Origin of the sequence: Mesorhizobium sp. M0408, from assembly GCF_040321495.1 — a bacterium.
Lineage (GTDB): Bacteria > Pseudomonadota > Alphaproteobacteria > Rhizobiales > Rhizobiaceae > Mesorhizobium.
In genome coordinates this window covers 295537-308790 of the sequence record NZ_JAMYRO010000004.1, presented here as the reverse complement: position 1 = coordinate 308790, position 13254 = coordinate 295537, and the positions used below count along the sequence as shown (strand labels likewise).

16 protein-coding genes, 1 other RNA gene and 1 pseudogene are annotated in these 13254 nt (G+C 61.5%); 11 read left to right on the top strand and 7 right to left on the bottom strand.

The features are described 5' to 3' along the window. The first annotated feature begins 293 nt into the window (after positions 1-293). Positions 294-1646 carry a hypothetical protein gene (locus NKI67_RS07105; protein WP_352644887.1) on the top strand — a complete coding sequence of 451 codons (1353 nt, stop codon included), beginning with the start codon at positions 294-296 and terminating at the stop codon, positions 1644-1646. Then, entirely contained in the window at positions 1601-2335 is a 735-nt protein-coding gene (locus NKI67_RS07100; protein ID WP_352644885.1) for an FkbM family methyltransferase, read from the top strand. The genes NKI67_RS07105 and NKI67_RS07100 overlap by 46 nt, the downstream gene beginning before the upstream one ends. A gap of 80 nt (positions 2336-2415) precedes the next feature. On the opposite strand, the gene NKI67_RS07095 is transcribed toward NKI67_RS07100, so the two are convergent. The 4 genes from NKI67_RS07095 to NKI67_RS07080 form a co-directional block, all read right to left on the bottom strand. Beyond that, positions 2416-2646, bottom strand: a complete 231-nt coding sequence (locus NKI67_RS07095) for a ribbon-helix-helix domain-containing protein (protein ID WP_352644883.1) — start codon at positions 2644-2646, stop codon at positions 2416-2418. A gap of 20 nt (positions 2647-2666) precedes the next feature. Next, on the bottom strand, positions 2667-2870 hold the full coding sequence (locus NKI67_RS07090) for a DUF4169 family protein (protein WP_023676708.1): 204 nt from the start codon (positions 2868-2870) through the stop codon (positions 2667-2669). An 18-nt stretch (positions 2871-2888) separates the two neighbouring features. Then, positions 2889-3425: an SspB family protein gene (locus NKI67_RS07085; RefSeq protein ID WP_023676707.1), complete on the bottom strand. Its 537-nt coding sequence runs from the start codon at positions 3423-3425 to the stop codon at positions 2889-2891. A 134-nt stretch (positions 3426-3559) separates the two neighbouring features. Beyond that, entirely contained in the window at positions 3560-4249 is a 690-nt protein-coding gene (locus tag NKI67_RS07080) for a TetR/AcrR family transcriptional regulator (RefSeq protein ID WP_352456524.1), read from the bottom strand. A 168-nt stretch (positions 4250-4417) separates the two neighbouring features. On the opposite strand from NKI67_RS07080, the gene NKI67_RS07075 reads away from it, so the two are divergent. From NKI67_RS07075 to NKI67_RS07065, 3 genes and pseudogenes are all read left to right on the top strand, one after another. Beyond that, the gene (locus NKI67_RS07075; RefSeq protein WP_352456523.1) at positions 4418-5623 is read left to right on the top strand and encodes a multidrug effflux MFS transporter; all 1206 of its coding nucleotides are present in this window, start codon (positions 4418-4420) and stop codon (positions 5621-5623) included. A 128-nt stretch (positions 5624-5751) separates the two neighbouring features. Then, complete coding sequence (locus NKI67_RS07070) at positions 5752-6333, top strand: LysR family transcriptional regulator (RefSeq protein ID WP_352644880.1); 582 nt, start codon at positions 5752-5754, stop codon at positions 6331-6333. Between the two features lie 4 nt (positions 6334-6337). Further along, positions 6338-6541, top strand: a pseudogene (locus NKI67_RS07065) (LysR substrate-binding domain-containing protein); the annotation flags it as partial. Positions 6542-6613: 72 nt separating this feature from the next. Here the strand turns inward: NKI67_RS07065 and NKI67_RS07060 are convergent. The 3 genes from NKI67_RS07060 to ssrA form a co-directional block, all read right to left on the bottom strand. Next, positions 6614-7354 (bottom strand): SDR family oxidoreductase, encoded by a 741-nt coding sequence (locus NKI67_RS07060; RefSeq protein WP_352644879.1) that lies wholly within the window; start codon positions 7352-7354, stop codon positions 6614-6616. A 172-nt stretch (positions 7355-7526) separates the two neighbouring features. Further along, positions 7527-7883, bottom strand: a complete 357-nt coding sequence (locus NKI67_RS07055) for an AAA family ATPase (RefSeq protein WP_502896707.1) — start codon at positions 7881-7883, stop codon at positions 7527-7529. A gap of 293 nt (positions 7884-8176) precedes the next feature. Then, positions 8177-8532: a transfer-messenger RNA gene (ssrA, locus tag NKI67_RS07050) on the bottom strand. Between the two features lie 162 nt (positions 8533-8694). Here ssrA and NKI67_RS07045 point away from each other — a divergent pair. The 6 genes from NKI67_RS07045 (at position 8695) to NKI67_RS07020 (ending at position 13244) form a co-directional block, all read left to right on the top strand. Continuing rightward, positions 8695-9006 (top strand): DUF2853 family protein, encoded by a 312-nt coding sequence (locus NKI67_RS07045; RefSeq protein WP_023676702.1) that lies wholly within the window; start codon positions 8695-8697, stop codon positions 9004-9006. Positions 9007-9119: 113 nt separating this feature from the next. Then, positions 9120-9914 (top strand): thymidylate synthase, encoded by a 795-nt coding sequence (locus NKI67_RS07040; RefSeq protein ID WP_023676701.1) that lies wholly within the window; start codon positions 9120-9122, stop codon positions 9912-9914. A 286-nt stretch (positions 9915-10200) separates the two neighbouring features. Next, on the top strand, positions 10201-10992 hold the full coding sequence (gene modA / locus NKI67_RS07035; RefSeq protein ID WP_352644877.1) for a molybdate ABC transporter substrate-binding protein: 792 nt from the start codon (positions 10201-10203) through the stop codon (positions 10990-10992). A gap of 15 nt (positions 10993-11007) precedes the next feature. Then, positions 11008-11712 carry a molybdate ABC transporter permease subunit gene (gene modB / locus NKI67_RS07030; RefSeq protein ID WP_023676699.1) on the top strand — a complete coding sequence of 235 codons (705 nt, stop codon included), beginning with the start codon at positions 11008-11010 and terminating at the stop codon, positions 11710-11712. Continuing rightward, complete coding sequence (gene modC / locus NKI67_RS07025; protein ID WP_352644875.1) at positions 11709-12821, top strand: molybdenum ABC transporter ATP-binding protein; 1113 nt, start codon at positions 11709-11711, stop codon at positions 12819-12821. The genes modB and modC overlap by 4 nt, the downstream gene beginning before the upstream one ends. Before the next feature lie 81 nt (positions 12822-12902). After that, positions 12903-13244 (top strand): winged helix-turn-helix domain-containing protein, encoded by a 342-nt coding sequence (locus NKI67_RS07020; RefSeq protein ID WP_023676697.1) that lies wholly within the window; start codon positions 12903-12905, stop codon positions 13242-13244. Positions 13245-13254: the final 10 nt, after the last annotated feature.

The window sequence follows — 13254 nt, the reverse complement described above, 5'->3', positions numbered from 1 at the left end:
GCCCACGCCTGCCCCGACTCCGCCGACCCCAGCCCCACATCCGCCAACCCCGACGCCACCCACTCCGCCGACGCCCGCGCCTCCAACGCCGCCGGTTGTTCCGATGCCATACGACCCTCCAATCTTCCCTCCAATCCATTTTCCGCCGATTACCAGCATCACTCAGATCACCAATCCCTACAGCGGCATGCTGAATCAGCCCGCAGTCAGGGTAACGCTCGAATCTCTTATGCAGTATGCCGCGCAGCTCCGCGCCAGCGGTGCGCTGGACTCAATAGGAGAAGGTCAATGAGATGCTTGCAGGCGCGCGCAGTGCCGGCTCAATGCCGAATGAGTGCGGCTCCGCGAGGATGACTTCCCTGACCAGCGAACTCGTCAACGAGCCGGGCCGCGAAATGCGCGACCGCATTCAGTCCCTCCTTGCGCAGGGCAGACGGGACGAGTGTCTTGCGACGCTAAAGTCGATAGGACGATTTTCTTCGGATGACGCAACTTGGTTGAGCAATCTGGCGTCGGAAGCGATGGGTTTTCGAGAGCTTTGGCTCGCCGGCGAATACGCACATCTTCTCGCAGCACTTCGTTGGGGCAGCAAGTGGTATCCCTCGACAAACGCGGCCGCCGACCACTCATTGCCGCTGCTCCCCACGGACGTGTTTCTGACTGTCTCGAAATTGCAGCACGATGTCGAGCAGTTCTTGTATTTGCAAAACAAGGGACTGCTCGGCCCCGAGTTTTCGAGTATTATCGGCGCTTATCGAGCGACGGTCGACAACCTGAAGGCAAAAGGGATCGAGGGTCAGGTGCCCCTTGATGACGAGGCCCGCCGAACGATCGGTCACGTCTACAACCGGATAGTACACGCCCGCTATACGCCCCGTGTGACGCGGGCTTTGTCAGATTCTTGGAGTTCGGCCGCGGTTGAAAATCAATACGTCAATACGCCACCAGGTCTCGTTGTCATCGACAATTTTCTATCGGACGAGGCTTTGAAAAATTTGCGGCTTTTCTGCCTCGAGTCAACGGTGTGGTCCGGCAACCGATATGCCCATGGGAGGCTGGGAGCGTTCCTCTTCGACGGCTTCAACTGCCCGCTGTTGCTTCAGATTGCTGAAGAACTGCGCGACCGAATGCCCTCGATCATCGGCTATCGTTACCCGCTGCGCCAACTATGGGGCTTCAAGAATGCACCTCATCTGCCGGGTAATTCGACTACGCACGCGGATTTTGCTGCAGTTAACGTCAACTTCTGGATCACTCCGACGGAAGCCAACCTGGATGAGCGAACCGGCGGACTTGTCGTCTACGACGTCGATGCGCCCCTCGACTGGAGCTTCGAAATGTACAACAGCAGCCCAGAGCTGATCCGATTTTTCCTGAACCGGCGCGAGGCAAGGTCTGTTACCATCCCGTACCGGGCCAATCGCGCAATCATCTTCAATTCGGATGTGTTCCATGCGACCGCGGAAGTCCAGTTCCGCCCGGAGTACGAGAATAGACGTATCAACATCACGATGCTTTACGGAGAGCGTGGTGACGACGTCCACCATCGCGATTTGTCTGGGACTGGCGCGTCAGCAGATCCCCGGAGCGTCGGCGGCGCTTGGCGTTCGCAGGCGTTCGCGATTGCCCGTCGCACCCGGCGATGAGCTCTCAGTACGGACAGGATCAATTCGCCCTCCGCATCCTCGGAGGCCTGCGAGAGGGCTTCTTTCTCGATTCAGGCGCGTCGGATGGCGTATCCTGCAGCAATACGCTGCTTCTCGAACGCGCTTACGGGTGGCGTGGAGTCTGTGTCGAGCCTAACCTAAGTTTCTTTGCAGAGCTCGAACGGAATCGCCGTTGCATATGCGTGAATTGCTGTCTTTACGACAGGGACACCACTGTCGACTTCATTGAGGCGCACACGATCAGCGGCATTGTCGACGAGTACGATCCCTCGCTCCTAAAACAGGTCAATGCAATGTTCGGCATGGCCGAAGGCGGACCGCCGCCGACTGTCAAACGGACCGCCCGGTCTGTCAGATCTATTCTGCAGGCGAGCAGTGCGCCCAGGATCATCGACTACTGGAGCTTGGACACCGAGGGGTCGGAAATCAGAATTTTGAAGAGCTTTCCGATCGAAGAATATGCGTTTCGCGTGCTCACGGTGGAGCACAACTGGCTGCCCGTACGCGATCAGATAAGACGCTTCCTCGAAGCCCACGGTTACCGACGGGTTGCAGAACTGGGCTGCGACGATGGTTACGTCCTGGAAGCACAGGTTTCGCAAGAAGGGCTGATTTCGCTTCCGAGTTGGCGAAGCCGGGCATGGAGCCGGCGCAAGCCGATAGCGTGATGGCCCCCACTGAACGGACGAGCACTCTCAAGTCATTCATCTAAAGTGCGCCGCATATATCTCATCATACGCGACGCGCTTTAGATCGAACCTTTCATCCCGCGCTTGGCCCAATCCAGCACATAGAGCCGGAGCGCCGAGGAGAGATTGGCATCGCGCGGGCGGCTCTCGTCGATTTCGGCGACAAGCGCGGCGAGCGTCAGTTTTCGCACGGCCGCGATGGCGCCCAGGTCGTCGTAAAAAGGCTTTTCGAGCGAATAGCTGGTGCGGTGGCCGCGAATGGTGACCGAGCGCTTTTCCACCGGGCTCACGAGACGATCCTACTCACACTTCAAGCATCGGATTTGTCCGAATCGCCCGAATTTTCGCGGCGATGGCCGGCGACGAATTTATCGGCCTTGTCGGCGATCAGGCGGTCGCGATCCCGGCTGGGTTTGGAACGGCCATGCAGCGCCCGGTTCTGTTCGGCCAGGCGCTCCTTCTCGGCTCGCGCCTTCTGCTTGCGTGCCTGACGGAGATTGACGATCTCGGCCATGTCACGCCGCCCGTCGGGTCACTTCTTGCGGAAGGCGTCAAGCGACACCACGTCGGCGCCCTTGGCGCCGGCGTCGGCCGCGGCAGGCTTCTTTTCCGCTTCGGCGGTTTTCTTCTTCGTCTCGGGCTTTTTCTCGGCGACGATGGCCAGCGGTTCGGGAGCAGGCTTGGCCTTTGTCTCCTGTTCCGCCGGGGTATCGGTCTTGACGTCGAATTCGAGCTCGAAGTTGACGGACGGGTCGTAAAAGCCGCGTACGGCCGAGAACGGGATTTCCAGTTTCTCCGGCACGTCGGAAAACGACAGCCCGACCTCAAAGCCGGTGTCGCTCACCTTCAGGTCCCAATACTGGAACTGGATGACGATGGTCATCTGTTCGGGATAGCGCTCGCGCAGCCGCGACGACACGCGCACGCCCGGCGCGCCGGTGAGAAAGGTGATGAAGAAATGATGGTTGCCCGGGAGACCGGTGCGCGCGACCTCGGCCAGGACCTTGCGCATGACGCCGCGCAACGCCTCCTGGGCCAGAATGTCGTAGCGGATGTGGTCGTCGGCCATGTGGCTGTCGGGTTCCGTTGAATCGTCCTGATAGCTGTAATCAAGCTTGAGCGCGGCGTAAACCGGATATAGATCGCCGGCGTGCGGAAGCGAAGCCCATTGGCGACGATTTGATCGTCAAACGGCTTTGATCGTCAAGCGCTGGCGAGCGCGCCCTGTTTGCTTGCCCGGGCCATAGGCTGCCGCTTGCCGAAGGCGCGCAGGAAGGTGCGCACGCCATTTGTCGCCGACTGCACCACCTCGTCCTCGGTCGGTGTGCCGCCGAGCATGAACGTCGTCTGCAACTCGGCATTGGCAAGCGCCATGAACTGGCGCGCTGCGACATCGGGATCGTCGATGTCAAGGAAGCCGGCATGAGCGAGGCGGGCGAAGCGGGCGGCGATCGCCGGCCATGTCCTGCCCGGTCCTTCTTCGCGCCATTCGGCGAACAACTCGGGATAGCGCCCGCCCTCGGTCTGGATCAGCTTGCGCAGGAATTTGCCGTCGCGGTTGCAGATGCAGTTGTGGTTCATCCGCACAGCAAAGGCGATGAGGTCGGCCTCGAGATCCTTCGGCTGATCGGGAAAAGTGGAAATCGTAGCAAAGATGCCGGCATTGCAACGTTCGGTGAGGTCGCGGACGATGGCAACGAAGAGCTTTTCCTTGTCGCCGTGATGATTGTAGATGGTCTGGCGGGAGACGCCGGCCTCGGCGGCAATCATGTCGATATTGGCACCGGCAAAGCTTTCGCGGCAGAAGACCGAGGCGGCGGCATCGACAATCGACATGCGCTTGGCCTCGTGGCCTCGCGGCGGGAAAATGTCAGGAGAGACGTTGGCCTTCATGCAAAACTATATAGAGATGGTTGACGAATTAGACAAGCCTGTCTAAATTTGTGGACTTGCACGAAGGGGGTTTCGTTCCGCAGAAGAGTCGGAACTCCACGGGATGGAACGTCCTAGGGTTACACGCCGGTCCTCGGCGGCAACCAGAATTCGAAAGAGCCTGCTATCATGAACGCCAAATTCCTCCGCATTGCGGTCGTGCTCGGCCTATTGTCCGCGATCGGCCCGTTTGCCATCGACATGTATCTTCCGGCCCTGCCGTCAATCGGCGAGGATCTGCATGCCAGCACTGCCGCGGTGCAGATGAGCCTGCTGATCTTCTTTCTTTCCATGGGCTTCGGCCAGATCGTCGTCGGACCAATCTCCGACATGGTCGGCCGCAAGCTGCCGCTCTACGGCGGCCTGGCGCTGTTCATGGTCGGCGGCGTCGGCTCGGCGCTGGCTCCCTCGATCGAATGGCTGATCGCCTTCCGTTTCCTGCAAGGGCTCGGCGCCAGCGCCGGCATGGCCGTGCCGCGTGCGATCGTGCGCGACCTGCATACCGGCACCGAGGCCGCCAAGCTGATGTCGCTGCTGATGCTGGTGTTTTCGGTGTCGCCGATCCTAGCGCCGCTGACCGGTAGCCAGATCATCGAGAATTTCGGCTGGCGCGCCGTGTTCTGGACGGTGACGGGCGCGGCCGTGCTCGCCACCATCCTGCTGGCGACCTCGCTCAAGGAGACACGGCCGGTCGAAGAGCGCGCCGGTTCGTCCTTCGGGACGGCACTTTCCGGCTACCGCTTCCTGATGGGCGACCGCAACTTCCTTGGCCTGACGGCCATCGCCGGCTTCGGCATTGCGAGCTTCTTCGTCTATCTGTCGAGCTCGTCCTTCATCCTGATCGATCATTACGGGCTGTCGCCTTCAGTCTACAGCGTGTTCTTCTCGATCAATGCGGTTGCCTTCATCGGCATGTCGCAGCTGACCGGGTTGCTGTCGGAGCGGTTCGGGCTGCAGCGCGTGGTGCGCGTCGCGGTGACCGGCTATGCGACGACGATGGTGGTGCTGTTCGCGGTGATGGCATCGGGTGTCGACCGGCTCGACGTGATGGCGGCGCTGCTGTTCATCGGCTACGGCTTTCTCGGCCTGGTCATCCCGACCACGTCGGTGCTGGCCATGGAAGAGCATGGCGAGATCGCCGGTACCGCGTCGGCGCTGATGGGCACGCTGCACTTCGCCATCGGGGCGGTCGCCATGGGCGTCGCCGGCGTGTTTTTCGACGGCACGCCGCTGCCGATGGTGGCGGGCATCACGCTCTGCGCGGCGATCTCCTTCACACTGGCCAAAATAACGCTCGGCCGCAGCCGGGACGTCGCGGAAGCGCCGGCGGAGTAAACTTCGCCTATCGAGACAAAAAGGCCGGGCGATGTTCCCGGCCTTTTCACGTTTGCGGTCCCGGTTCAAAGCAGCCTATGCCTATATGACGGGTTCAGGACATGCAGCTTCGACATCTCAAAACCTTCGTGGCGGTCGCCACCACCTTGAACATCACACGCGCCTCCGAGCGGGTTCATCTTGCCCAATCGAGCGTGTCCGAACAGATCCAGGCGCTGGAAAGCGATCTAGGCACGTCGCTGTTCGACAGATCACGGCGTGGCTTGAAGCTGACGGCGGCGGGACAACGCCTGCTGGACTACGCAAACGATCTCCTCGACCTCGCGGACGAAGCCCGTTCCGCAGTCGCCGACGCGAGCGGCACGGTTGCCGGTCGCCTGACTGTCGGCGGCCTGGAGACGCTTTGCTCGACACGCTTGCCAGCTCTGCTGGCGGAATTCCATCGGCGCCATCCCGATGTGGAACTGAACCTCAGGGCGGACGATAGCAGTGGGTTGCGTGCCGGCGTGACAAGCGGGGCGCTGGACGTATCTTTCCATTTCGGAGCCGTCCCGGCGGCGGCGCCGGAGCTGCGAAGCGAGCAAGTGGCAGTGGAAGAGCTCGTCACCATAATGCCGGCAAATCACCGGTTGGCCGGATATTCTGCCATAACGCCCGACGATCTGGCCGACGAGGCCTTCCTCGTCACCCAGCCCCGGTTGCGTCTATAGGCGGATGTTCGACGAAACGTTTGCCGCAACATTGCCTGACCGTCCAAAACTCGTCGGCGAGTTCGCCAGCATGAGCGCGATACGGAGCCTTGTTGAAGGCGGTCTTGGATGCGCGCTGGTCCCGCGTCTCGTGGCTTCCGCGGCTGACGCCAATATTGTCGTGTTGCCTTGGGTCGGAAGCAGTCCGGTGACGCCGGTCACCATGGTATGGCGCCACCGGCGCATTCAAGCGCCGGTCTTGCGGCTGTTCCTCGCAATGGTCCGCGAAATCTGGCCATCACTAGACCAGCCGCTGGCCACCATCGACATGAAGCACGGTTCCGGTGATGAAGCCGTTGTGCATGAGGGACGTGATGGCTTGGGCAATGTCGGCTGCCTGGCCGATCCGGCCGACGAGCAGACGCTTTGCCATGGCGTCCAGCGCGGCTGTCTTTCCGCTGCCGACGACGGCATCCCAAATCGGCGTGTCGACCCAGCCGGGCGAAACGACGTTGACGCGGATCGGCGCCAGTTCGACGGCAAGCGCGTAGGCGAGTGAGCCAAGTGCCCCATTAACGGCTGCCACCACCGAGCCTTTCGCCGCCGGACGATAGGCGGCGATGCCCGAGGTCAGCGTGATCGATCCCCTAGGCGTCAGACGAGGCGCGCCATGTTTGGCAAGAAGAAGCGGCCCGACGACTTTGGAATCCATCACATTCCGCGCCACCGAGATATCCATCTCGGGAAGCAACACATAGACGCCGGTAACGTCGGCGGCGGTCGAGACGATGTGGTCGAGCGTGCCGACATCCTGGAACAGGCGCTGGACCTCGTCCTCGCTTGTGACGTCGGCTGCGATCGTCCTCAGCCTTTCCGGGTGAGGCAAGCGCTGCCGTGCGGCCGACAACCGGTCCTCGGAGCGGCCGACGATCGTAACCTCGGCGCCGGCGGCAAGCTGCTGTTCGGCAAGCGACAGCCCCATACCGGAACTGCCGCCAACGATCAGGATGCGTTCGTGTTTTGGTGTGGTTTCCTGGTTCATCTTATCTCCATCAGATAGCTCGCCGGGGCCTGACTGATATGCGGCGAGAAACTGAGGCCTTGTCCCGCAAGGCATGAGAGAAGGGAAACGGGAAGATACGAATGCTGCCATCGGAGGTTCCGATGATGGGAGGCCCTTGGGCTTTCGCAAAACCGTCGCTTGCGGCGCTTCGCTACGACGCTGTCTCGGAGAGGACGAACCGCAGCTGCGTTTCGACGGGCGCCAAGGGCAGCGGCACCAGCTCGTAGCCTAGTTCCGTGTAAACGGCGACGAGTGCGTGAAAGGTGCGTTCAGCCTCGTCCATCGTTTGCTTGCGTTCGTTGTCCTGCCGAAAGATTTCCGGCCATGGCGGCGCGACGAAGACGCGCCTGGCATAGCGGAAGCGTCGGGCGGCATTCGTGGCGTGATCGGGAACCGGCACCCCGGTCAGGCGCAGATAGCCAAGAGTGTCCGGCACGCCGCGATCGAAGAAGACCAGGCCGGATTGCTCGCCCGCGATCCGGTAGGAGCGCAACTCCCAAGACAGCATCAACTCGGCGAACAGAGCCGCCAGGGCAGGGCCTTGCCGCCTATCGCCAATTCGTCGTGATGATGCTGCGCCCGGCTTCGCCCGAGGTGCGAGGCCTGCCACCTTAAGAGTCGATCAACGTTGTCTTGCCTGAGCCCGGACCGCCGGTCAGCACGAAAAACCGATTGGAATCGTTTCGCATTTCTGATCCATGGATTGGATGGGGAAGTATGAAGACAGGGGTTTTTTGGACCCGTCAGGGCACATGAAAGCCCGGCCGGCGGGGCCTGCTTCTGCATATGTCGAGAGGGAGAAATGGAGGTTTCTGTTGCCAGGTACCTCCGAACCCCGCCTAGAAGTGCGAACCACTAGGGCTTGAATTGAAGCTATCGCACCGCTTACGCGGCGAGACGTGCTTCCGCATAGTTGTCGTTGGCAACTATAAGTTTAGCCCGATAACGGTGGTACAATGCCGGGCAAAAGTACGATCTTTACACCTTCGTCGATCCTATTTCGCCCCCAGCAAAAGCCGCTCCTGAGCAGCGGTTTTTGGTGGAGGCGCCGGGTACCGCCCCCGGGTCCGAACGGCTTATTTCATCGCCTGTTTATCGCCATAGTCGGTCGAGCCGACGAGGCGAATATAGGGACTGACGGTGGAAAATGAAAGGCCGGAATGCCACTTTCGTCCGTGTCAAAGTGGATCATCAAGGGGTTGACTTGCAGCCGGTCTCAACCGAAGCTTTGTGGCGGTGAGGAGACCTAGCGCATACTTGCGGCAGCGCGCCACGATCCTCACTGACCGGATCCCGTGGCGCCGACGAGGGGAAATTCGATGGCCGATTATCTCGCAGACGTAAAGAAATATGATGCGGCGGCGGATGCCGACGCGGTCGCCAAGATCGTCAAGCATCTGGGCATCGCGCTCAGGAACCGCGATTCCTCGCTGGTGTCCTGCACCGACCCGGAGGAACTGAAGCGCGTCAGGAACAGCTGGGTCGCCGGCAAGCTCGGCGTCACCGACGGTGCCAAGGCGGATGCGGCTATCGAAAAGACCTGCAAGGCTATGGCGGCCGACAACAGCAAGAGCCGGGTGACATTCTATTACCTCGTCGCCAAGGATCTGGGCATGCTCGGCTCGCTCTGAGCAACCTCGCCGCCGGTGCTGGTGAGGCTTCTGCTGGAATCGTCTCGCTTTGCTGTGTTCGGCCGACGGTCATTCGGCTATGATGGCTGACAACCCGAATCGGACCGGAGCCGATGCGCCAGTATCTCGACCTTCTGAAGCATGTGCTGGAAAACGGCGCCGATCGCGGCGACCGCACCGGCACCGGAACGCGCTCGGTATTCGGCTACCAGATGCGCTTCGACCTGGCCCGCGGCTTTCCGGTCACCACCACCAAGAAGCTGCACCTGAAGTCGATTATCCACGAGCTTTTGTGGTTCCTGGCCGGCGACACCAACATCAAATATCTCAACGATCACGGCGTCTCGATCTGGGATGAGTGGGCCGACGAGAACGGCGATCTCGGCCCGGTCTATGGCAAACAATGGCGGTCGTGGCCGGACGGCCATGGCGGCGCCATCGACCAGATTGCGAATCTTCTGAAGGAGATACGCAAAAATCCTAATTCGCGGCGGCTGATCGTTTCGGCGTGGAACCCGGCCGAGGTGGAGGCCATGGCCTTGCCGCCCTGCCACTGCCTGTTCCAGTTCTATGTTTCGGAAGGCAAGCTTTCCTGCCAGCTCTACCAGCGTTCGGGCGATATCTTTCTCGGTGTGCCGTTCAACATCGCTTCCTATGCGTTGCTGACGCTGATGGTGGCGCAGGTGACCGGATTGAAACCCGGCGATTTCATCCACACGCTCGGCGACGCGCATCTTTACTCGAACCATTTCGAGCAGGCGCGCGAACAATTGCGGCGCACGCCCAAGGCGTTGCCGACGCTGTGGATCAATCCCGAGGTGAAGGATCTCTTTGCCTTCCGCTTCGAGGATTTCCGGCTCGAGAACTATTTCGCCGACGCGACGATCAAGGCGCCGATCGCGGTCTAGCACCATAGCTGACCGTGCATGTCGACATTGCCTACTGCGGCTGCGCCTTCGGGCGTTGTCAGCATCCATCTTGATTGGCCGACGTCGACTTGACGCGCAATCCCTGGTCGCTGATTTTCATGTGAATATTTCCTTCGGCCTCGGTACCGCTGTATCCAACGAAGATTATCGCAGGCCGGGAAAACCTCAGCTCAGAATGCCGTCGGCGGTAAAGAGCCTTTCCTTGTTATGTTCACATGGATATATCGATGGGCGGCTTCGGGCGTTCCGAGACGGGGAGAGTTTCATGCTGGCGCGCAAAGGTTCGACGACGATTGCCATCGCGGGTCTCGCCGCCATGCTGATGGCCGCGGTGCCGTCGGCCCATGCCGATGACAAGGTGGTCGTGTTTGCCGCGGCGAGCCTGAAGGATGGGCTCGATGCCGTCAACAAGGCCTGCGAGGCCGATGTCGGCGAGGCGGCGACCATTTCCTACGCGGCGAGCTCGGCGCTGGCCAGGCAGATTGAAAGCGGCGCGCCGGCAGACCTGTTCATCTCGGCCGATCTCGACTGGATGAAATATCTTGCCGACAGGAAGCTGACCAAGCCCGGCACCGAAGTGAAATTGCTCGGTAACCAGATCGTGCTGGTTGCGCCGCGGGATTCCAAGGTTGAAACCAGGATCGAAAAGGGTTTCGATCTTGCCAAGCTCGTCGGTGACGGCAAACTTGCCATGGGCGATGTCAAAGCTGTGCCGGCAGGCAAATACGGCAGGGCAGCCCTCGAATCGCTCGGTGCCTGGTCTTCGGTCGAAGGCAAGGTGGCGCAGGCCGAGAATGTCCGCGCCGCCCTAAAGCTGGTGTCGACCGGCGAGGCAGCACTCGGCATCGTCTACGCCACGGATGCGCATGCGGAGCCTGGCGTGAAGGTGGTCGGCACTTTCCCCGCGGGTACCCATCCGCCGATCATCTATCCAGTCGCCCAGCTTGCGGATTCGAAGAGCAGGGATACCCCGGCATTCCTGAAATGCCTGCAATCCGCCAAGGCTGGCGAACTCTTCAAGGCGCAAGGTTTTACAATCCTCGCGCCGAGCAACTGACGTACGGCACCGCACATGAACTGGCTGCTGGATCTCGCTCCCGACGAATGGAATGCGGTCCGGCTGTCGATCAAGGTGGCGACCGTGGCGATGATTGCCAGCCTGCCGCCGGGCATTCTGATCGCACTTGTGCTTGCCCGCGGCCAGTTCTGGGGCAAGACGCTGCTCAATGGTCTGGTGCATCTGCCGCTGATCCTGCCGCCGGTGGTGACCGGCTATTTGCTGCTTTTGACTTTCGGCAAGCGTGGTCCGGCCGGCGCTTTCCTGGCCGAACATTTCGGCATCGTTTTTTCCTTCCGCTGGACTGGCGCCGCGCTCGCCTGCGGCGTGATGGGCTTTCCGCTGATGGTGCGGGCCATCCGGCTGTCTATCGAGGCCGTCGACCGCAAAATCGAGGCGGCCGCCGGCACGCTCGGCGCCAATCCGCTATGGGTATTTGGCACGATCACGCTGCCGCTGATCCTGCCCGGGCTGATCGCCGGTGCGATCCTCTCCTTCGCCAAGGCGATGGGCGAATTCGGCGCGACGATCACCTTCGTCTCCAACATTCCGAACGAGACGCAGACGCTACCGTCGGCGATCTACACTTTCACGCAGGTTCCCGGCGGCGACGCCGGCGCGCTCAGGCTGACGCTGATCTCGATCGTCATCTCGATGGCGGCACTTGTTGCCTCGGAAGTGCTGGCGCGGCGCGTCGGCCGGCGGATGGACATCGAATGACGGTTCAGGTCGACATCAGCCACCGGCTTGGCGGTTTCACCGTCAATGCCCGCTTCGAAAGCGCCGGGCGGCTGACTGCGCTGTTCGGGCCTTCCGGCTCCGGAAAGACGACGCTGATCAATTTGATTGCCGGGCTGATCCGCCCCGACAAAGGTCGTATCGCGGCCGAGGGCCGCGTGCTGGTCGATAGCGACGCCGGCCTGTTCGTGCCGAAGCACAAGCGGCGGATCGGCATGGTGTTCCAGGATGCGCGGCTGTTTCCGCATATGAGCGTGGCGAGCAATCTGCGCTATGGCCGCTGGTTCACGCCGGCTGCTGAGCGTTACGCGGACATCAATGGCGTGGTCGAACTGCTCGGGATCGGCCATTTGCTCGACCGGCGGCCGGCAAAACTCTCCGGTGGCGAGAAGCAGCGTGTGGCAATCGGCAGGGCGCTGCTTGCCAGTCCGAAATTGCTGCTGATGGACGAGCCGCTGGCTTCGCTCGACGAGGGGCGCAAGGCCGAGATCTTGCCTTATATCGAGCGGCTGCGCGACGAGACGAAAATCCCGATCGTCTATGTCAGCCACTCGATCGCCGAAGTGGCGCGGCTGGCGAGCGACGTCGTGGTGCTGATGCAAGGAAAGGTCGCCGCTTCCGGTCCGACCGGAGCGATCATGCAGCGTCTGGATCTATTGCCGGCCGAAGAGCGCGGCGAGGGCGGTGCCGTGCTGGATACCGCGGTTCTGCGCCACGACGAAGCCTTTGGCATGACGGTGCTAGGCTCATTGGCGGGCGAGATCCGGGTGCCGCTTCTGGCAACGCCAGTCGGTGCGCCGGTGCGCGTCCGCATCCGTGCCCGCGACGTGATGATCGCCATCGAGCAGCCGGTTGGCCTCAGCGCGCTCAACATATTGCCGGGCACGATCGTGGCGATAGAGCCGAGCGAAGGGCCTACGGTCGAGATTGGCCTCGACTGCAATGGCGCAACCGTGCTTGCCCGCATCACCGAACAGTCGCGGCAGACACTGGGGCTTCGGCTTGGTCGACAGGTCTTCGCCGTGGTCAAGACGGTGAGCTTCGACCGGGCGAATACCGGCGCCGGCCTGCCCGCCGAGGCGGATGAGTGAACGGCCGATGATTCGCTATATCGTTTTGGAATAGCGGTATCGCTGCAGAACTTGTAGAATGGCGTGACTGCGGAGGAGCAAATGCCGTCGCTGAGTTTGCGGATAAATCTCGATCCAGATGGCCGCATCGGACCAGGCAAGATCGAGCTTCTGGAACAGATCGCCGCCTTCGGCTCGATTTCGGCCGCGGCACGCGGCATGGAGATGTCCTACAAGCACGCCTGGGATCTGGTCGAAGACATGAACCGCGTGTTCGGCAAGCCGCTGGTTGCGGCACAGACGGGCGGCAAAAAAGGCGGTGGCGCCCAGTTGACATCGGTTGGGCTTGCTGTGGTCAGCCGCTTCCGCGCGATCGAGCGGGCTGCGTCTTCAGCAGCGGCGGCGCATATGGAGGCGCTGCAGGCCGAGATCGACGCAGCGTGACGCCGGCGGA